This is a genomic window from Halomonas korlensis (genome assembly GCF_900116705.1).
Classification (GTDB): Bacteria; Pseudomonadota; Gammaproteobacteria; order Pseudomonadales; family Halomonadaceae; genus Halomonas; species Halomonas korlensis.
In genome coordinates this window covers 105,422-124,237 of sequence record NZ_FPBP01000004.1, presented here as the reverse complement: position 1 = coordinate 124,237, position 18,816 = coordinate 105,422, and the positions used below count along the sequence as shown (strand labels likewise).

General features: G+C 59.0%; 17 protein-coding genes and 1 pseudogene. 12 read left to right on the top strand and 6 right to left on the bottom strand.

Annotated features, from left to right (window positions below):
* Positions 1-108: 108 nt before the first annotated feature.
* Both BM341_RS07250 and BM341_RS07245 read right to left on the bottom strand, forming a co-directional pair.
* A complete protein-coding gene (locus tag BM341_RS07250) occupies positions 109-675 on the bottom strand; it encodes a PRC-barrel domain-containing protein (RefSeq protein WP_089794417.1) in 567 nt (188 codons plus the stop codon).
* A 168-nt stretch (positions 676-843) separates the two neighbouring features.
* Positions 844-1,047: a CsbD family protein gene (locus tag BM341_RS07245; protein ID WP_089794415.1), complete on the bottom strand. Its 204-nt coding sequence runs from the start codon at positions 1,045-1,047 to the stop codon at positions 844-846.
* A 226-nt stretch (positions 1,048-1,273) separates the two neighbouring features.
* On the opposite strand from BM341_RS07245, the gene guaB reads away from it, so the two are divergent.
* From guaB to BM341_RS07205, 8 genes are all read left to right on the top strand, one after another.
* On the top strand, positions 1,274-2,743 hold the full coding sequence (gene guaB / locus BM341_RS07240; protein ID WP_089794413.1) for an IMP dehydrogenase: 1,470 nt from the start codon (positions 1,274-1,276) through the stop codon (positions 2,741-2,743).
* Positions 2,744-2,825: 82 nt separating this feature from the next.
* Positions 2,826-4,403 (top strand): glutamine-hydrolyzing GMP synthase, encoded by a 1,578-nt coding sequence (gene guaA, locus BM341_RS07235; protein WP_089794411.1) that lies wholly within the window; start codon positions 2,826-2,828, stop codon positions 4,401-4,403.
* Between the two features lie 116 nt (positions 4,404-4,519).
* Entirely contained in the window at positions 4,520-6,955 is a 2,436-nt protein-coding gene (hsdR, locus tag BM341_RS07230) for an EcoAI/FtnUII family type I restriction enzme subunit R (RefSeq protein WP_089794409.1), read from the top strand.
* A 35-nt stretch (positions 6,956-6,990) separates the two neighbouring features.
* Entirely contained in the window at positions 6,991-8,772 is a 1,782-nt protein-coding gene (locus BM341_RS07225) for an N-6 DNA methylase (protein ID WP_089794407.1), read from the top strand.
* Positions 8,769-9,854, top strand: a complete 1,086-nt coding sequence (locus BM341_RS07220) for a PDDEXK nuclease domain-containing protein (protein ID WP_089794405.1) — start codon at positions 8,769-8,771, stop codon at positions 9,852-9,854. Before BM341_RS07225 ends, BM341_RS07220 begins: the two co-directional genes overlap by 4 nt.
* On the top strand, positions 9,854-11,857 hold the full coding sequence (locus BM341_RS07215; RefSeq protein ID WP_089794403.1) for a restriction endonuclease subunit S: 2,004 nt from the start codon (positions 9,854-9,856) through the stop codon (positions 11,855-11,857). The genes BM341_RS07220 and BM341_RS07215 overlap by 1 nt, the downstream gene beginning before the upstream one ends.
* A 1-nt stretch (position 11,858) precedes the next feature.
* Positions 11,859-13,607 (top strand): AAA family ATPase, encoded by a 1,749-nt coding sequence (locus BM341_RS07210; RefSeq protein ID WP_089794400.1) that lies wholly within the window; start codon positions 11,859-11,861, stop codon positions 13,605-13,607.
* A gap of 4 nt (positions 13,608-13,611) precedes the next feature.
* Positions 13,612-14,451 (top strand): HNH endonuclease family protein, encoded by an 840-nt coding sequence (locus tag BM341_RS07205; protein ID WP_245784206.1) that lies wholly within the window; start codon positions 13,612-13,614, stop codon positions 14,449-14,451.
* A gap of 199 nt (positions 14,452-14,650) precedes the next feature.
* Here BM341_RS07205 and BM341_RS07200 read toward each other — a convergent pair whose 3' ends face one another.
* The 4 genes from BM341_RS07200 to BM341_RS07190 form a co-directional block, all read right to left on the bottom strand.
* Positions 14,651-14,887, bottom strand: coding sequence for a helix-turn-helix domain-containing protein (locus BM341_RS07200; RefSeq protein WP_089794395.1), 237 nt, complete (start codon positions 14,885-14,887; stop codon positions 14,651-14,653).
* A gap of 105 nt (positions 14,888-14,992) precedes the next feature.
* Positions 14,993-16,234, bottom strand: coding sequence for an NAD(P)/FAD-dependent oxidoreductase (locus BM341_RS07195; RefSeq protein ID WP_089794394.1), 1,242 nt, complete (start codon positions 16,232-16,234; stop codon positions 14,993-14,995).
* A gap of 350 nt (positions 16,235-16,584) precedes the next feature.
* Positions 16,585-16,761 carry a hypothetical protein gene (locus BM341_RS18965; RefSeq protein ID WP_175507821.1) on the bottom strand — a complete coding sequence of 59 codons (177 nt, stop codon included), beginning with the start codon at positions 16,759-16,761 and terminating at the stop codon, positions 16,585-16,587.
* A gap of 14 nt (positions 16,762-16,775) precedes the next feature.
* On the bottom strand, positions 16,776-17,108 hold the full coding sequence (locus BM341_RS07190; protein ID WP_089794392.1) for an antitoxin: 333 nt from the start codon (positions 17,106-17,108) through the stop codon (positions 16,776-16,778).
* Between the two features lie 101 nt (positions 17,109-17,209).
* On the opposite strand from BM341_RS07190, the pseudogene BM341_RS19740 reads away from it, so the two are divergent.
* The 4 genes and pseudogenes from BM341_RS19740 to BM341_RS07170 form a co-directional block, all read left to right on the top strand.
* Positions 17,210-17,302, top strand: a pseudogene (locus BM341_RS19740) (GMP synthase (glutamine-hydrolyzing)); the annotation flags it as partial.
* Positions 17,303-17,350: 48 nt separating this feature from the next.
* A complete protein-coding gene (locus BM341_RS19735; protein ID WP_425431980.1) occupies positions 17,351-17,533 on the top strand; it encodes a restriction endonuclease in 183 nt (60 codons plus the stop codon).
* Entirely contained in the window at positions 17,534-17,986 is a 453-nt protein-coding gene (locus BM341_RS07175) for a VOC family protein (protein WP_245784205.1), read from the top strand. It begins immediately after the preceding gene.
* A 114-nt stretch (positions 17,987-18,100) separates the two neighbouring features.
* On the top strand, positions 18,101-18,775 hold the full coding sequence (locus tag BM341_RS07170) for a glutathione S-transferase family protein (protein WP_089794388.1): 675 nt from the start codon (positions 18,101-18,103) through the stop codon (positions 18,773-18,775).
* Positions 18,776-18,816 lie beyond the last annotated feature (41 nt).

Sequence of the window (18,816 nt, the reverse complement as noted above, 5' to 3'; positions counted from 1 at the left end):
ACCAGACCCTGAAACGAAAAAGCGCCGGGAAGACCCCGGCGCAAGCAAAACGGTAAGGATGGACGATAACGATGCCACAATCGGCGTGGCCGCCTCGGCATGGGTGTCTCAGTCCTCGTCGACTCCGCCTTCTTTACCCCAGGTGCCGCCGGAGACCCCTTCGCCCTGCCAGGCGCTTCCCCTCATGCCGCGCTGCTCGATCAGACGGCTGCGCTCCTCGTCAAACCAATCCTCTTCATAGGAGGGGAAGTTCTCGAGCTCTTCTTCGGTGGCATCGACCATGATGCGGTGAATGGTCGCGCCCTCTCCGAAGGTGGCGTTCTCGTCGCGCTCGGTCTCTACGCTGAAATGCTCGAGGCCGACGACGACTTCGTCGCCACCGATACCCCACAGGCCACCCGTATCCAGGACCAGAGCACTGATCTTGCCTTCGTCGTCTATCAATATGTTGGTGACCTCGCCGACCTCCTCATCGGTATCGTCGACATGGTAGACGTCGGAGCCCATGATGTTCTCGGTGGCATAGAGACCCTGGGCCTCCTGTACCGATTGCTGTTGGTTCTGGCCATTGCCCTGGCCGTTCTCGTTTTCATGCTGTTCGGCCATTGCCTGCCCACTGAGGGCGAGGCTACCGGTGATGGTCGCAACGGCGATGGTGAGTAGATGCTTTTGCATGATCGCTCTCCTTTGCCTTACTGGGCCATTCACTTGGCCCTTCCCTTTACCTGGCCTTTTCACTTGACTGGCCTTTCCATTAACTGATCTTTCTGTCTCCTTGTACCTTGGGCTTTCTATTTCCCTGGCTTTGGGCTATGGCGCTGCCTGCTGCGACAGCGCACCCCGTTAGGACTCTTGCTGACGCGCCCAGTCATCGGCTTCCTTCTCGGCCCTTTCGCGTTCCATGCCATATTTCTGCTGAAGCTTGCCGATCAGCTGCTCGCGCTTGCCACCGATCTGATCGAGTTCGTCATCAGAAAGCTCGCCCCAGCTGGCACGGGCCTTGCCGCTCATTTCCTTCCATTTGCCTTCGATCTGATCCCAGTTCATTACGTGCTACTCCTTTCCATGAATCCCTTTAACTCTGAAGTTAGTTCACTGACTGTGCCTTGCAAGTCAAGGTCGGTTTCAGACTGTTAGGAAGAGTGAGCAAGCTTGACGGTGCATAGGGAGACCGGTGCATAGGGAGACCGCATTGCCCGTGCCTTGGGCCGGGCGTTATAATGGTTGATTAAATTTTCACTCTCTCCCACTAGCTCACTGGGTGTTGCCGATTATGTTACGTATGGCTCAAGAAGCGCTGACGTTCGATGACGTCTTGCTCGTACCCGGGTATTCCGAGGTCCTCCCCAACGATGTCAGCCTCCGAACGCGCCTGACCCGCAACCTCTTCCTGAACATTCCGCTGGTCTCGGCGGCGATGGACACCGTGACCGAGGCCCGCCTGGCCATCGCCATGGCGCAGGAAGGCGGGATCGGCATCATTCACAAGAGCATGACCATCGCTTCGCAGGCCGCCGAGGTGCGCAAGGTCAAGAAGCACGAGAGCGTGATCGTCAAGGACCCGGTGACCTTGAACCCCAAGGCCAAGCTCGCCGACCTGCTGAGCATGGCCGATGAGCATGGCTTCTCCGGGTTCCCGGTGGTGGAAGGCGAGGCCCTGGTCGGCCTGGTGACCCAGCGCGACATGCGCTTTCAGCCCAACCACGGCGACACCGTGGCGGATATCATGACGCCGCGTGACAGCCTGGTCACTGTGCCGGTCGGCACCCCGCTCGAGCAGATCAAGAGCAAGATGCAGGAGCACCGCGTCGAGAAGATGCTGATCGTTGATGACGCCTTCCGCCTGCGTGGCCTGGTGACCTTCAAGGACATCGAGAAGGCCCGCACCTTCCCCCACGCCGCCAAGGACAGCGATGGCCGCCTGCTGGTCGGCGCCGCCGTGGGCACCGGCCCCGAGACGCCGGACCGCATCGCCGCGCTGGCCGAGGCCGGCGTCGATGTGATCGTGGTCGACACCGCCCACGGCCACTCGCGCGGCGTGATCGAGCGCGTCGCCTGGGTGAAGGAGCACTTCCCGCAGATTCAGGTGATCGGCGGCAACATCGCCACCGCCGAGGCCGCCCAGGCGCTGGCCGAGGCGGGCGCCGACGCCGTCAAGGTGGGCATCGGCCCCGGCTCGATCTGCACCACGCGCATCGTCGCCGGCGTCGGCGTGCCGCAGATCACCGCCGTCTCCAACGTCGCCGAGGCGCTGAAGCCCTTTGACATCCCGCTGATCGCCGATGGCGGCGTGCGCTTCTCCGGCGACCTGGCCAAGGCGATCGCCGCCGGCGCCAGCACGGTGATGGTCGGCGGCCTGCTGGCCGGCACCGAGGAAGCCCCCGGCGAGGTAGAGCTCTACCAGGGCCGCACCTACAAGGCCTACCGCGGCATGGGCTCGATGGGTGCCATGTCCCAGACCCAGGGCAGCGCCGACCGCTATTTCCAGGACAAGAGCGAGGGCGCCGAGAAGCTGGTGCCGGAAGGCATCGAAGGCCGCGTGCCTTACAAGGGCATGATGAGCGCCATCGTCCATCAGATGATGGGCGGGTTGCGTGCTTCCATGGGCTACACCGGCTGCCGCGACATCCAGGAGATGCGCACCAAGCCCGAGTTCGTGAAGATCACCGGCGCCGGCTTCAACGAGTCGCATGTCCACGACGTGCAGATTACCAAGGAAGCCCCCAACTACCGGGCGAGCTGAACCTATTGATTGATCGACCGCGGCGGGGCTCTCCCCGCCGCACGCTTTTGCATTCGGCCTGCCGCCCCACCGAGACGCTTTCATGACCGACATTCATGCCCACAAGATCCTGATCCTCGACTTCGGCTCCCAGTACACCCAGTTGATCGCCCGCCGCGTGCGCGAGATCGGCGTCTACTCCGAGGTTCGCGCCTTCGACATCACCGAGGCCGAGATCCACGACTACGCCCCCAACGGCATCATCCTCGCCGGCGGGCCGGAATCGGTCACCGAGCTTGACTCGCCGCGCGCCCCGCAGTGCGTGTTCGAGATGGACCTGCCGGTGCTAGGCATCTGCTACGGCATGCAGACCATGGCCGAGCAATTGGGCGGCAGCGTCGAGGGCTCCAAGGTGCATGAGTTCGGCTACGCGCAGATCCGCGTCGATGAGGAGACCGCGCTGTTCAAGGACATCTCGGACCATATCGACCACGCCACCGGCAAGAGCCTGCTCGACGTGTGGATGAGCCACGGCGACAAGGTCTCCCGCGTGCCGAGCGAGTTCACCGTCACCTCCTCGACGCCGAGCTGTCCGGTGGCCGCCATGGCCTGGGAAGCCAAGCGCTTCTATGGCGTGCAGTTCCATCCCGAGGTGACCCACACCCTGCAGGGCCTGCGCATCCTCGAGCACTTCGTGCTGGGTATCTGTGGCGCCGAGCGGCTGTGGACCCCAGCGCAAATCATCGAGGACCAGGTGGCCCGCGTGCGCGACCAGGTCGGCGATCGGCACGTGCTGCTCGGCCTCTCCGGCGGGGTGGATTCCTCGGTGGTCGCGGCATTGCTGCACAAGGCCATCGGCGACCAGCTGACCTGCGTGTTCGTCGACAACGGCCTGCTGCGCAAGGCCGAGGGCGACCAGGTGATGGAAACCTTCGCTCGTCACATGGGCGTAAAGGTGATCCGCGTCGACGCCGAAGCGCTGTTCCTCGGCAAGCTCGAAGGCGAGGCCGACCCCGAAGCCAAGCGCAAGATCATCGGCAACACCTTCATCGACGTGTTCGACGACGAGGCCAGCAAGATTGACGGCGTCGACTTCCTGGCCCAGGGCACCATCTACCCGGACGTGATCGAATCCGCCGCCAGCAAGACCGGCAAGTCGCACGTGATCAAGTCGCACCACAACGTCGGCGGCCTGCCCGAGACCATGAAGCTCACGCTGGTCGAACCGCTGCGCGAGCTGTTCAAGGACGAGGTGCGCAAGCTCGGCCTGGAACTCGGCCTGCCCTACGACATGGTCTATCGCCATCCCTTCCCGGGGCCGGGCCTCGGCGTGCGCATCCTCGGCGAGGTGAAAAAGGAATACGCCGACATCCTGCGCGAAGCCGACGCCATCTTCATCGAGGAGCTGCACAACGCCGACTGGTACCACAAGACCAGCCAGGCCTTCGCCGTGTTCCTGCCGGTGCGCTCCGTTGGCGTGGTTGGCGACGCCCGCCGCTACGAATGGGTCATCGCCCTGCGCGCCGTGGAAACCATCGACTTCATGACCGCCCGCTGGGCGCATCTGCCCTACGAGCTGCTGGAAACTGTCTCCAACCGCATCATCAACGAGATCAGCGGCGTCTCACGCGTGACGTATGACGTCAGCAGCAAGCCGCCTGCGACCATCGAGTGGGAGTGATCAAAGGAGGCCCGCTTTCAGCGGGCCGGCTTCCCCAGCCGACTTGTAAGGTTCAATATTTCTAAAAAAGGCACTGATTGTGACTAGGTGACTTTTAGTCAAGCAGGGAGCATGTCGTGGATAAAAATAAGCTAAGCGAACGAGATATCTGCACTAAATTCATCACCCCTGCAATCCAGCAAGCCGGCTGGCAGCAATTCCAATTTCGCGAGGAAGTGAAGCTTACTGACGGCCGGGTTATGGTGCGTGGAAAACTTGCCGCCCGGATTAAAAACCCAGCAGCTAGAGGTGGCCCCAAGCGCGCTGACTTTGTCCTCTACGCAAGGCCGAGCGTGCCTATCGCGGTCGTTGAAGCCAAGCAAGCCAAATTCTCGGCAGGACACGGTATGCAGCAGGCTTTGGTCTATGCCGAAATGCTGGATGCCCCATTTGCCATCAGCAGCAACGGCGAAGGCTTCCTGCTTCACGACAGGACCGGATTGACACAGCCAGTTGAGAGTGAACTCGAGTTAAGCGAGTTTCCGAGCCTGGAGAACCTGTGGCCACTGTACAAACAGTGGAAAGGACTGTCTGAAGCGAAAATAGAACTCGTCGAACAACCCTATCACTCTGATGGCAGTGGAAAGGAACCTCGCTACTATCAGAAGGTCGCCGTTAACCGGGCTATTGAAGCCATCGCAAAGGGCCAGCAACGTGTGTTGCTGGTCATGGCCACAGGAACCGGAAAAACTTACACCGCTTTCCAGATTATTTGGCGGCTATGGAAGGCTAAAGCCAGAAAGCGCATCCTGTTTCTGGCCGATCGCAACATACTCATCGACCAGACCATGCAGCAAGACTTCGCCCCTTTCGGGGAGGTCATGCACAAGGTTACCAACCGTGAGGTCAAGAAAAACTACGAAATCTATCTGGCGCTCTACCAGGCGGTCACGGGTAAAGAAGAGTGGAAGCAAATCTATCGCCAGTTTCCGCCGGACTTTTTCGACCTAGTGGTCATCGATGAATGCCATAGAGGCAGTGCCGCTGTAGATTCCGCTTGGCGCGAAGTGCTCGACTATTTCAACAGCGCTACGCACCTGGGTCTTACCGCTACCCCGAAAGAAACCAAGGAAATCAGCAATACCAGCTACTTCGGCGATCCGGTTTATACCTACTCTCTCAAGCAGGGCATTGAGGATGGTTTCCTGGCTCCCTACAAGGTTATCCGTATCGCCACCGACATGGATGCCGTAGGCTACACACCCGAGAAAGGCAAAGTCGACAAACTGGGCCAAGTGATCGAACAGCGCCAGTACAACACCAAAGACTTCGACCGAAATTTGGTATTGGAACAACGCACACGGCTGGTCGCCGGCAAGGTCTGGGAATACCTTGAGGCGACGGACCCCATGGCCAAAACTATTGTGTTTTGTGATGACCAGGACCACGCCGAGCGTATGCGCCAAGAGCTGGTCAAGCTCATCCCCGCTGCTGCCGGCAACCGCCGCTATGTCATGCGCATTACCGGCGACGATAAGGAGGGTAAGGCCCAGCTCTCTTACTTTATCGACAACGACGAGCCGTTCCCTGTTATTGCGACCACTTCCAAACTGCTCACCACCGGTGTGGACGCCAAGACCTGCAAACTGATCGTGTTGGACCAGAACATCAACTCGATGGCCGAATTCAAGCAGATCATCGGTCGTGGCACCCGCCTGCGCGAAGACTATCAAAAACTCTATTTTACCATTATGGATTTCAAGGGCGCGACGCGCCTGTTCGCCGACCCGGACTTTGATGGCGAACCGGTGGTGATCTACGAACCCAAGCTGGATGAGCCGGTAGTGCCGCCCGAAGAGATCGAACCGCCGGGCACAGAAGAGTCAGAGCCTCCAACTTACGACCCAACCGACCCTGAGTATGGTGACTTTGACCTAGAAAGCGGCGATACAGGCGGCAATGGGGGCGAGGGCCGAACCCGATACGTTCTTGACGATGTAGCCGTTCGCATAGCGGTCGAACGCTCGCAGTACCTGGATACCGACGGCAAGCTAATTACCGAGAGCTACCACGTACTGCTCAAGGAGGAGATAAAAAAAGCACTGCAAGCCGAGTTCGGCAGTCTCTCCGATTTTCTGCGCCGGTGGAACGGCGCTGACCGTAAACAGGCCTTGCTCGAAGAATTGGCGGAGCATGGCGTACCGCTGGCCGTGTTGCAGCAGGCGGTTCCCCACGGTGCGGAGCTCGATGCCTTCGACCTAGTGGCCCATGTGGCTTTCGACCAACAGCCGCTCACCCGTCGTGAGCGAGCCAACAACGTCAAGAAGCGGGACGTATTCGGACAATACGGTGAGCAAGCCCGAACCGTTCTGGAAGCTCTGCTTGAGAAGTTCGCCGACCACGGTGTGCAGGATATCGAGGACGCCAAGGTGTTGGAGCTCCCTCCGTTCGACCGTTTCGGCAGCAAGACCCAGATACGGCGTGGCATCTTCGGCGGCGCTGAACATTACACGCGGGCCGTACACGAGCTCGAACAAGCACTTTATGACCCTCAAGAGCCGAAAGAAGCCTGAACAGCCATGTAGGCATTAGAACCAGTGAGCCCTTAATGAATCTCAGCAGCACAATTAAATCCATTCAGGACGTTATGCGCAAGGACGACGGCGTTGACGGCGACGCCCAACGCCTGGGCCAACTCACCTGGATGCTATTCCTCAAGGTCCTGGACCAGCGTGAAGACGAATGGGCAGATGACGACCCCGACTACCGATCCCCCTTGCCCGATCGTTTGCGCTGGCGCAATTGGGCCGCCTACGTTGCCAGTCAGGGCGACAAGAAAAAGCCTCAGATCGCCGCCAGCGAATTGATCGGTTTCGTTAACAATGACCTGTTTCCAACGCTGAAAGACTTGGATGCCAACCGTAGCGCCTTGCACAAGGTAATCCGCGGCGTGTTCGAAGACGCCAACAACTACATGAAATCCGGCACTCAGATGTTGGCTGTGATAGAGAAGCTGGAAGAAGCTGTCAATTTCGACGATTTCAAGACCCGCGCCAACCTGGGGGATGTGTACGAGCAACTACTGAACGATCTTCGCGGCGCGGGCAACGCCGGCGAGTTCTACACTCCGCGCGCCATTACCCAGTTCATGGCGGACCGGCTCGATCCACGCCTAGATAAGCGCGAAACCGTACTCGATCCGGCCTGCGGCACGGGCGGCTTCCTGACGGCGGTGATCGACCATATGCGCCATCAGATTACTGCAAGGTCTTCCGCCGCCGATCAACGCGCCATCGAGGATCTGATTCGCGGCATCGAAAAGAAGCAACTGCCGCACCTGTTGTGTACCACCAACATGCTGCTGCACGGCATCGACGTGCCCAGTCAGATCGAGCACCACAACACGCTGGCCATTGGCTGGAACGATTGGAGTGCTCACGACAAGGTCGATTGTGTGATCACCAATCCGCCGTTCGGCGGCTACGAGGACGATGGTGTGGGCAGTGACTACCCGGCCAATCTGCGCACCCGCGAGACCGCCGATATGTTCATGGCGCTGATCATCAAAAAGCTGCTCAAGGAAAACGGCCGCGCTGCCGTGGTGCTGCCCGACGGCTTCTTGTTTGGTGAAGGCATCAAGGCCACGCTGAAAGAGTTGCTGCTGCGTGACTGCAAGCTGCACACCATCGTCCGCTTGCCCAAGGGTGTCTTTGCGCCTTACACCACCATCAAGACCAACCTGCTGTTCTTCACTAAAGGCGCCGTCACGGAAGATGGTAGCGAGCACTTCCACACCGACTCCATCTGGTTTTACGAACACCCCTATCCACTGGGCTACAAGAGCTATTCCAAGACCAAACCGATCCGGTTTGAGGAGTTCAAGCTCGAACAGGAATGGTGGGGCCGGGAAGACAACGACTTCGCTGACCGGGTGGAAAACGAATTGGCCTGGAAACTCGATTTCAAAGCCAAGCGCGAGCAGGCCGTGGCCGAGGCCCAGCCGCATTGGCAGCGGGCGGAAGCGTTGAACAACGAAGCCTCGGCACTGGAAAACCAAGTGCGCGATCTGCGCGACTCCATCAAAGGCGTCAACAGCCAGAAAAAACGCAAACCTATTGATGATGAGGTAGCCGAATTACGCGACAAGGCGGAGAACATGCGCTTGCAAGCCCGCGATGCCCAGGTTGCCGGCGACCGACTCTATTGGCCCATCTACAACCTGGACCAGAAAAACCCCAATGGGCCGGAGGAGGAAGCCCACGACCCCGATGTACTGCTGGAGAAGTACAAAACCCTGCTTGGTGAAATCGAGGAAACCGAAAACCGCTTGAAAAGTGAGCTGGCGGCGGCCTTGGCGCACCACTTTACGGCGGAAGAGGTTGAAGAGTGAGCTCCGAACAGCCTCAGAAACCATTTAACGGGCAACTGCTTGGCGAAATCCGCCAACTTATAGAACAGAGCCGCCGCGAGGTGGCCAGCGCTGTCAACAGTACCTTGACCCTGCTGTACTGGCATATCGGCCAGCGCATCTGGCGCGAGGTGTTACAGAGCGAACGCGCTGCCTACGGCGAGCAGCTCGTATCCAGCCTGGCGAAGCAATTGGCAGCCGAATACGGACGTGGATTTTCCGCGAAGAACCTGCGCCATATGCTGCGCTTTGCCGAAGTCTTCCCGGATGAAGAAATTGTCTCCGCGGTGCGGAGACAATTGAGCTGGACCCACCTCAAGACCCTGATCTACATTGACGATCCGCTTAAGCGCGATTTCTATCTGCAAATGTGCCAACAGGAGCGCTGGAGTACCCGCACCCTGCAGGCGCGGCTGGATTCCATGCTGTTTGAGCGAACAGCTCTCTCTCGCCAACCCGACGAGTTGTTGACACAGGAACTGTCGACACTGCGCGAGCAAGGTGAGCTCAGCCCGGCGCTGGTGCTGAAAGACCCCTATGTGTTGGACTTTCTGGGTCTGCGCGACCGCTACCTGGAAAAAGACCTGGAGGATGCCATCCTGCGCGAGTTGGAGCTGTTCCTGCTGGAACTGGGCGCCGGTTTCACCTTCGTGGCGCGGCAAAAGCGCATCCAGATCGACAACGACGACTTCTACATCGATCTGCTGTTCTACAACCGCCGCCTTAAGCGCTTGGTTGCCATCGACCTCAAACTCGGCGATTTCAAGGCCGCCGACAAGGGCCAGATGGAGCTCTACCTACGCTGGCTAGCGCGGCATGAACAGGAGACCGGCGAGGAACCGCCGCTGGGCATTATCCTGTGCAGCGGTAAGAAGAAAGAGCAGATCGAACTACTGGAACTGGATGCCAGTGGCATTCACGTGGCCGAATACCTGACCGTACTCCCGCCCAGGGACGTCCTGCAGGCCAGGCTACACGAAGCGGTCGAGCACTCGCGGGCGCGGCTGGCGCAGCGCGCCGTCGACACCCAAATGGACAGCGGTTCCGAAGGGGAGGATGCCTGATGGATGCGCAGCATTTTTTGGCGGAATTTGGGCATATTGCCAATGCGCCAGGTGGCGTGGCGCGGTTGCGGGAGTTGGTGCTTCAATTGGCTGCTTCGGGGCGCTTGGTTGAACGTAGCAATCCAGAAACACCTATCGTGGATACTTTGGCAGCTGTGGAAAAACAGCGCAAAGATTACAAGGCCCAGCTTAGCCTTCGATCTTCTCGCGGGATGCCGTCAAACCAAACAGAGCCTTTTATAATTCCTTGCTACTGGGAATGGGTGCAGCTGGAGCAAATTTCACTATATGTCCAGCGAGGTAAAGGGCCGAAGTACTCCAGTAATGGAAGTGTTCGTGTTATTTCGCAAAAGTGCGTTCAATGGAGTGGATTCGATATACGACAAGCTAGGTTTATAACAGATGAGTCAGTAAAATCCTACGGTATCGAGCGCTTCCTGTGCGATGGAGATTTATTATGGAATTCTACTGGCACGGGAACTGCTGGACGGGTTGCTATCTACCATGACACAGGTGACAATCGTGTTGTCGCGGACTCGCATATTACAGTCGTCAGGTTGGCTGATGCGTTGCCTCGCTATCTCTGGTGCGTAATAGCATCACCTTGGATACAGACACGTATTCATCCAACTCATCCAGAGTCACTGGTTTCTGGTACTACGCAGCAGGTTGAACTAGGAGCGCGGACGGTACGGACCCTTCCCATCCCCCTTCCACCGGTTGAGGAACAAGCTCGCATTGTCGTCAAAGTCGATGAACTAATGGCCTTGTGCGACAAGCTGGAAGCGCAGCAGCGAAAACGCCGTCGGCTACAAAACGCCCTGCGCCAGGCCACACTGAAAACTGTTGTCAGTGCCGAAAGTCCGCACGAATTGCAAGAGTCTTGGTCAAGGTTGGAGGAAAACTTCGAGCAGTTGTTTAATGCGCCGGAAGATGTAAAGGAGTTTCGCACAATCCTTCTCGAGTTGGCTATCAAAGGCTTATTGACGAGACAAAAGAGTGGCGAGAGTGCTTCCGACATCATTCGGTTGTTAGCGCAGAGAAATCAAGCGAATAATTTTTCCTCGAGAAAGAGTCGTTTGAATCAACAGCAAGAAATCTCAGGCGAAGAGCTTCCTTTTCCGTTGCCGAATAATTGGGTGTGGTTACGACTGTCAAGCCTTGGTTCTTTCTTGGGTGGGGGGACGCCTAGAAAATCAAATCCTGACTATTGGCGTGGTGACGTGCCTTGGGTTAGTCCTAAGGACATGAAAGTCAACCGTATCAATAACTCCAAAGACAGTATTTCACAAGAGGCAGTGGAAGAAACTTCGGTAAAACTTATTCCTTCTGGTGCACTATTGGTCGTTGTTCGTGGGATGATCTTGGCCCATTCATTCCCGGTGGGGTTGGCGGGAAGAGAGCTGACCATCAATCAGGACATGAAAGCACTTTGCCCGTATTTTCCCGAGATGTCTGAGTTCTTACTTTTATTGCTCTTGGGAAGTAAACGAAGATTCCTTGGTATGGTCGAGCGCTCGACGCATGGAACCTGTCGCCTCCAGACCGAAAGATTCGCTTCATCTGTAGTTGGCATCCCGCCTCTTGTTGAGCAGAAACGAATTGTTGCGCGAGTTACTGAGCTAATACATGCCTGTGATACACTGGAATCTCAACTACAGGACGCTAATAATCTCTCGGAACGACTTGCTATTTCTTCTATTTCCGCCCTGACCGGCATTACCATCGAACAAGAAGAGGACCAGCCCGTGAAAGCCCCCCAAACCGAACTGGTCGCCAAACTGCGGTTGGGCGAAACCCCGGATATCAAGGCCCAGGCGCCGCTGGCCACTGTCCTCGCCCGCCACAACGGCGAGATGAGCGCCAAGGATCTGTGGCAGCGCTTTGGTGGGGAGATCGATGCCTTCTATGCGCAATTGAAAACCGAGATTGCCCATGGCTGGGTTCTGGAGCCCGAACCGGCAAAGGTGCGAGAAATCGTGAGCGAAGAGGCGGGAGCCTGAGATGCAGCTGTTGCGTTTGGAGATTCCTCGATTTCGCAATCTGCACGAGTTGAAGATGCGCTTTGCCACCCATCTGCAGTCAATACCGGGCGATAACGGCGGGCCGCAAAAGCCTATTCGCAGCCATGCCTTGATCGGCCAGAACGGCACCGGTAAATCGAACCTGATCGAAGCGCTGATCATCATCTTTCGCGACATCGATCTGGATCGAGATGCCTCCCTGGACTACACGCTGGAATATAGTATTCGTTGCCACCGGGTCCGCATCGAGGCCGATACGGGCAAGCAGAAACGTCCCTTCGTATGGGTGGATGGCAAATCCGAGTCGCAAGGCTACCTGCTCAAAAACCGCGAGTTGTTACCCTCGCATATCTTCGCCTATTACTCCGGCCGCAACGAGCGGATCGAGGCGCTTTTCCAGGAGCATCAGCGCCGCTTCAACCGCCGCCAGGAGATCGTGGCCGAGGAGGTGCTGCCCGCCGAGCTGCTGCGCAATTTCACCGGCAGCGAGGCGGATATCCGCGCAGTCGAAGAGGCAAAGCGGCGGGAACGTAGCCGCCTCCAAAAACTGGGCGACGACCGCCTGCGCCGCCTGTTCTACTGCCGGGGCGGGCACAGCCAACTGGTGCTACTGGCCTGCCTACTGTCGGATGACCCCGTGTTTCAGAAGGTGCTGGCCAACCTGCATATCGAATCGCTAGAGTCGGCACTATTCGTGCTCAAGGAGCCTTACCGGCTGCGTGAAAAGCGCCGCAGTGGCCGCTTCGACGAGCAGGAGTTGAACGAAGGCGACCCGCGCTTTTGGTACGCACGTGGCAATGTGGTCAGTGAGTTTCTGGACAAGCTATGGCAGGTGGCCTGGGCACCCATCGAGCAGGAGGTCACCAGGCAGATCGATTTTCGCGGACGTACCGAAAAGCAAAAGCAACTCTACCTGTTCGTGCCCAGCCACGAGAAGTTGAAACAGCTGGGCGAACTTGTCGGTAGCCCCGACAGCTTTTTCCGTTACGCCGAAGGGGCCTACATTGGCGATCTGATCGACGAGATCCGCATCACGGTTAAAAAGCGCGACGAACACGGCGGTAAAGTCAGCTTCCAGCAGTTATCCGAAGGCGAGCTGCAAATGCTCACCGTATTGGGGTTGATGCGCATTACCCGCGAAGACCACTGCCTGTTTCTGCTGGACGAGCCGGATACCCATCTGAATCCTATCTGGAAATTGCGTTATTTCGACGATATCGAGGGTGTGCTAAGCACCGATTCCGATGCCTTGGGAGACTCGCAAATACTGATCACCACTCACGATCCAATAATGCTGGGCAGCCTGAAGCGCGAACAGGTGCATAACCTGCGCCGCGAGGGCCGCCGCATACTCGTGGAAGAGCCGGACGAGCATCCACAAGGCATGGGGGTGACTGGTCTACTCAAGAGCGAATTGTTTGGCCTGTCGTCCACACTGGATATGGAAACCGAGCGGCGCCTGTTCCGCCGCAACGAGCTGTACGTCAAATCGCCTCGCACACCGGAAGATGATGCTGAGCTTAACCGATTGAGCGCGGAACTGGCCGACCTGGGCTTTTCAACCTCAGATTTTCGTGATCCGGACTATGCCCTTTTCGTGCGTAAGATGGCGCAGCATAGTCGGTTCCGGAAGCCCACGCTTACGCCAGAAGAGCAAGCAGAGCAGGATCGTATTGCCGATAACATTATCGGAGAAATCTTGCAGGGGACACACATTGATTTGGATTAACCTGGTGAACAGACAGCCGATCGACACGGACATTCCGGGTTGGGAGCCCTGGACTCAGGCAGAATGGGATACCTGGTTGGCCAAGTCCAGGCAACTTGTTGACGACTTGGCTGCGCTTGATGCTGCTGGTAGGGTCGATGAGCGTAACGCATTGATCGATGCTAATCGTGCTCATTGGGGGGCCTTGAAAGAGTGGCTGCTCGCTTTGTCGGCCGGGAAGTGCTGGTTTTCAGAGGTCCGCGAGCTTTATTCCCATTACGATGTCGAACATTTCCGCCCTAAGAAAGAAGCTAGGGCATTGGATGGTAGTAAGCGCGATGGTTACTGGTGGTTGGCGTTTGATTATATGAACTTTCGCGCCTGCGGGAATGTTGGGAACCGCAAAAAGGGCGGATGGTTTCCTCTCAAGCAAGGCTCCCTTTGCTCGACTTTCGGCGCACCTTGCGAAGAATCCGAATCGCGTTATCTTATTGACCCCGTTGATGATGATGATGTGGGGCTGATCGCGTACGACGAAGAAGGCAAGGTTGTTCCCGTGCCAGGTGCATCCGATTGGGAGCAAGAGCGGGTTACCGAAACTGTCAAACGCCTGAAGCTCAACGAGCATGTAGCACTGGCCGAGGCGCGTCGAAAAGTATGGCAGAAGCTGGATCTTCTAATCGACGATTATAAGAGGGCAAAATCTCGTTGCTGTACTGGCAATAACCCGGCATCCAAAGCCAAACTGGCCGAGGTATGTGTCCGAATTCGTGAAATGACGGATCCCGCAGCGGAGCTTTCGTCCGTGGCCCGCTGGTGTTTGATTCTGCGAAATGATCCCCTGCTATCAAGGTTAGTTTCCTAATTTTTATAAAAGGTATATTTTGTATCGGTCAGCTAAGACCCTCGCGGTCACAAGTCCCAGGCACAACCTTATTGAGGGTTCGAACAAGCGGCTGAGTACTTGAAGTGTCAGCCATACTGGAGATCACTCGAAGCGCAGCAGTAGAGCATCCCGCAGCCGGCCAATGTATTGGTCGTCGTGGTACATTACCAGGGTATCGTTACTCGCCATGGCGGTTGCCACCCTTGCGTCGCACGACGACTTCGAGCCCCAACAGATCCAGCACGTCCAACCCCTTTTGAGGTTGCAGGGTCGGTTTACCCCGCACCAGGTCGACGATAAAACGATTGCCGGTGCCGGCCAGCCCGGCCAGGTCGATCTGCAGCAGCCCCTGTTCGACACGCAGCTGGCGCACCAGTTTGCCGAGTTCATCCCTGTGGTGAATGGGTGTGGCCAAGGGAGCAGGTGAGTGGTAGGTATCCCTGTATTGCTTCCAGTCGGTGCGCGAATTTTCTTAAAGCGGGCGCCTCAAAGGGCGCCCGTTTTCGTCCTGACCCCACATTCAGAAGCGATCGACGCGGAACGGGGCCATATCCACCGCGGGTTCTTCACCATCCATCATCTGGGCGAGCAGCTCGCCGGTGGCCGGGCCCAGGGTAAAGCCCTGATGGCCGTGGCCGAAGGCGAGCCACAGCCCCGCCTTGCCGGGGGCCGGGCCGATCACCGGTTTCATGTCGGGCAGGCAGGGCCGCGCTCCTTTCCAGGGCTGGCCGTCACGACGCTTGCCCAGCGGGAACAGCTTGCGTGCCACCTTCTCGGCGGCGGCCAGCTGCTTGTACTGGGGCGGTGAGTCCAGGTCGGCAAGCTCGGCGCCGGTGGTCAGGCGAATCCCGGCGCGCATCGGTTCGAGCAGAAATCCCTTCTCGGCGTCCATCACCCAGTGGTTGAGCTTGGCTCCCTCTTCCGTGGAGTAGTGCATGTGGTAGCCGCGCTTCACGAACAGCGGCACTTTCATACCTAGCCTTTCCAGCAGGTCGCCGGCCCAGGGCCCCAAGGCCACCACTACCTCATCTGCTTCCAGGGCTCCCGCGCTGGTCTTGACTCGCCAGCCGCCCTCTACCTGGAGCACATCCTCGACACTGGCCTGCATCACATGGCCGCCCTGTTCAGCAAAGCTGCGGGCGTAGGCCTGTACCAGACCGCCCGGGTCCGAGACCATCCAGGGCTGCGTCCAGTGGATCGCCCCGATCAGCCCCTTGCCCAGGTGCGGCTCCTTGGCGTAGAGCGCCTCGGCGTCCAGCACCTCATACTCGACCCCGAAGCGCTCGTGGTTCTCCCGGGCCGTTTCCTGGCGCTCCTCGAACGCCTGGCGGGTGCGGTAAAGCTCCAGCCAGCCGCCCTTGCGCACCAGCGCCTCGGCGCCGGCGGCCTCGATCATCGGCGCGTGGGCATCCTGGCAGCGCATGATCAGCGACGCCCACTCGTTTACGATGCGCTCGTAGCGCTTACCGCTCGAGTTCAGCCAGTAGTTCAGCAGCGGGCCCGCCGCGTTCATCATGCCGGTGGGGCGGTAGCGGATATCCACTTTGCGGTTGGGAACCACCCGCAGCAGGGTGCCGATGTCACGCGGGAAGGCGTAGGGGCGCACCGCCTCGCGCTGGATGATGCCGGCGTTGCCGAAGGAGGTCTCGAGCCCCGGCTCGCGGCGGTCCACCAGCGTGACGTCATGACCGCGACGCACCAGATGCCAGGCCACCGATACGCCGACCATGCCGGCACCCAAAACGATGATATTGCGGGCCATGAAGGTCTCCCTGCCGATGGATGCAGAAAGCTCCGCCGCGGGGCAGAGCCTGTCATGCGCGGAGTTTATCAGTACTTCCCAGAAAATCGGCCAGGTGCTGTAAATTAAGATCAAGACGCTATATATACGTCACAATGCGGGATTTTCGCCTGTAGAAATGGGTTTGAATGGAGTTTTATTCGAGCCGGACTCTTGGGCCTGCTCGCACCGTTACCGGATAGTGTAGGTGCCGCACTGAGGGCCGCCATGGACTGGCTGTGGTCTGATCATGGACGGTGGGGCGGGGGCTTACGTCGGTGGGGCCAGCTGCCTCCGACTGTCCACCGCTCCGTCAGACTACGGCAGTTGCTCTACAGCGGCTGCTGAAGCTCCTCCAGCAGCGCTTGCTCAGTGCCTGGCTGGGCCTCGGCGCTGAGAGTGGCGAGGGTGTTGTCGATAGCTGCCGGCATGCGTTCGGCGAGATCGCGACCTTGGCGCAGGACGTAGTACAGCCGGGCAACAAATTGATCATCGTGGTAAACCTCCAAGGCGTTATCACCCGCTATGGCGGTTGCCACCCTTGCGCCGCACGACGACTTCGAGTCCCATCAGATCCAGCACGTCCAACACCTTTTGAAGTTGCATGGTCGGCTTGCAGCTGCACTTCGTCCAGTGAAGGCAGATTGTCATCAATATCGGGGAACGGTTCAGTCAAGGGATCCATAGAGGTAAGCAGTGCCAGCAGCCTGCCTTTACGGATCGGCTCCACGATCAGCCGATCACCCTCCTTGTGTATGATTGCCTCCTCACCCTCCAACTCGAACTCACGAGGTATGCGTAGTGCTTGGTTGCGCCCGTTACGAAAGAGGCGTATATGGCGTTCAGAAGTTGACATTCGATTATCCTTCGCCCCGCATGGCATATGTCAAAGCATTTGCCGGAGAATCCGGTAAGTCAATAAGGCATAAACCCTCATCACCATGGGCTGCTGGAACCGTCTCCAGCTCCATCGTCAATGAAATCACCGGCGTCTCCCGCGTGACTTATGACGTCAGTAGCAAGCCGCCAGTGACGATCGAATGGGAGTGATCGCTGCCGCGGCAGTGTAGGCTGCGAAGGGCTCACGATTGTGAGCGATTGGGCACCGTGCGAGCGGTTGGCCAGAGCGGTGATGGTGGCATTGATGGGATCGTTGATGAGGATCCGCACGGCCTGGATGTGATCTACCTTCAGGCCAAGCGCTGGAAAGCATGTCAGCTGTCGAGTACTACGTTATCAAGCGGTTGGATACCGACTACTTTAACGAGGAGTAGCGGTTGAATGGCTCAATGGCTGGAGGATGCTGCGATGGAACAGCGCATGAGCCTGGTCACCTTGGGCGTCGGCGACCTGGCGCGGGCGCGACGCTTCTATGAGGCGGGGCTGGGTTGGCAGGTGGGGTTGGCCGTGGATGACGAGGTGGTGTTCTTCCAGCTCAACGGGCTGATCCTGTCGCTCTATCCTCGCGACGCCCTGGCGCGGGATGCCGGCGTGGAAGATATGGGCAGCGGTTTCGCCGGCTTTGCCTTGGCCCACAATGTCGGCTCGGAGCCCGAGGTCGACGCCGTGCTGAGCGAGGCGCAGCGCGCCGGCGGGCGTATCGTCAAGCCGGCCAGCCGGGCGGAGTGGGGCGGATATTCCGGTTATTTCACCGACCCCGACGGCCATCTCTGGGAGGTGGCCCATAATCCTGGTTTCCCCATCGATGCCGAGGGCAACACCTCGCTCGGCTGATTGTGGTGGCATTCGCCGATGCAGTGCTCGTAGGCTCCCGGTCGGGAAGAGGGGCTTTCCCAACCGGCACGGGCGGGGCACCATGGCCGGAATACCGCCGCCGGGGATACCGCCATGATTCGACTCCACCACTGCGTCAGCGCGCGCTCCTTCCGCCCCCTGTGGCTGCTGGAGGAGCTGGGGCTGCCCTATGAGCTGGTGATGCACCCCTTCCCGCCGCGGGTGCACGACGAGGCGTTCCTCGAGATCAACCCGTTGGGCACGGTGCCGGCGTTCTTCGACGGCGAGGTAGCCATGACCGAGTCCGCGGCCATCTGCCAGTACCTCGCCTCAAGGCTGCCCGAGGCGGGGCTGGAAGTGGCGCCGGACGAGCCGGCCTATGGCGACTACCTCAACTTCCTACACTTCGGCGAGGCGACCTTGACCTTCCCGCAGACCCTGGTGCTGCGCTACGGCCACTTCGAGCCGCCCGAGCGGCGACAGCCCCAGGTGGTGGAGGACTATGCCCGCTGGTGCCTCTCGCGGTTGCGCACCCTGGAGCCGCGACTCGAGCGCGAGCCCTTCCTGTGCGCGGGGCGCTTCACCGCCGCCGATGTCTCGGTGGGCTATGCGCTGCTGCTGGCCGGCCATGTCGGCTTGAGCGAGCGCTTCAAGCCCGCGGTGGCCGCCTACTGGGAGCGCCTGCAGCAGCGACCGGCCTTCCGGCGCGCCCTGGCCGTGGAGCGGGAGGCGGCCCTGGCCCAGGGTGTCTCGCCCGAGCCGGCCATGGAGATGGGCAAGGTGAACTGACCCCCGCCTGGGACCTGCCCACAACGCGATGATCTTGTGAG

Excerpts from the sequence above, each read along its gene's own strand:
- guaB (WP_089794413.1), top strand. The coding sequence starts at position 1,274 with ATGTTACGTATGGCTCAAGAAGCGCTGACGTTCGATGACGTCTTGCTC.
- BM341_RS07175 (WP_245784205.1), top strand. The coding sequence starts at position 17,534 with ATGGCTCAATGGCTGGAGGATGCTGCGATGGAACAGCGCATGAGCCTG.
- BM341_RS07195 (WP_089794394.1), bottom strand. The coding sequence starts at position 16,234 with ATGGCCCGCAATATCATCGTTTTGGGTGCCGGCATGGTCGGCGTATCG.
- BM341_RS07170 (WP_089794388.1), top strand. The coding sequence starts at position 18,101 with ATGATTCGACTCCACCACTGCGTCAGCGCGCGCTCCTTCCGCCCCCTG.
- BM341_RS07225 (WP_089794407.1), top strand. The coding sequence starts at position 6,991 with ATGAATCTCAGCAGCACAATTAAATCCATTCAGGACGTTATGCGCAAG.
- BM341_RS07215 (WP_089794403.1), top strand. The coding sequence starts at position 9,854 with ATGGATGCGCAGCATTTTTTGGCGGAATTTGGGCATATTGCCAATGCG.
- BM341_RS07245 (WP_089794415.1), bottom strand. The coding sequence starts at position 1,047 with ATGAACTGGGATCAGATCGAAGGCAAATGGAAGGAAATGAGCGGCAAG.
- BM341_RS07210 (WP_089794400.1), top strand. The coding sequence starts at position 11,859 with ATGCAGCTGTTGCGTTTGGAGATTCCTCGATTTCGCAATCTGCACGAG.
- BM341_RS07250 (WP_089794417.1), bottom strand. The coding sequence starts at position 675 with ATGCAAAAGCATCTACTCACCATCGCCGTTGCGACCATCACCGGTAGC.
- BM341_RS07190 (WP_089794392.1), bottom strand. The coding sequence starts at position 17,108 with ATGTCAACTTCTGAACGCCATATACGCCTCTTTCGTAACGGGCGCAAC.
- guaA (WP_089794411.1), top strand. The coding sequence starts at position 2,826 with ATGACCGACATTCATGCCCACAAGATCCTGATCCTCGACTTCGGCTCC.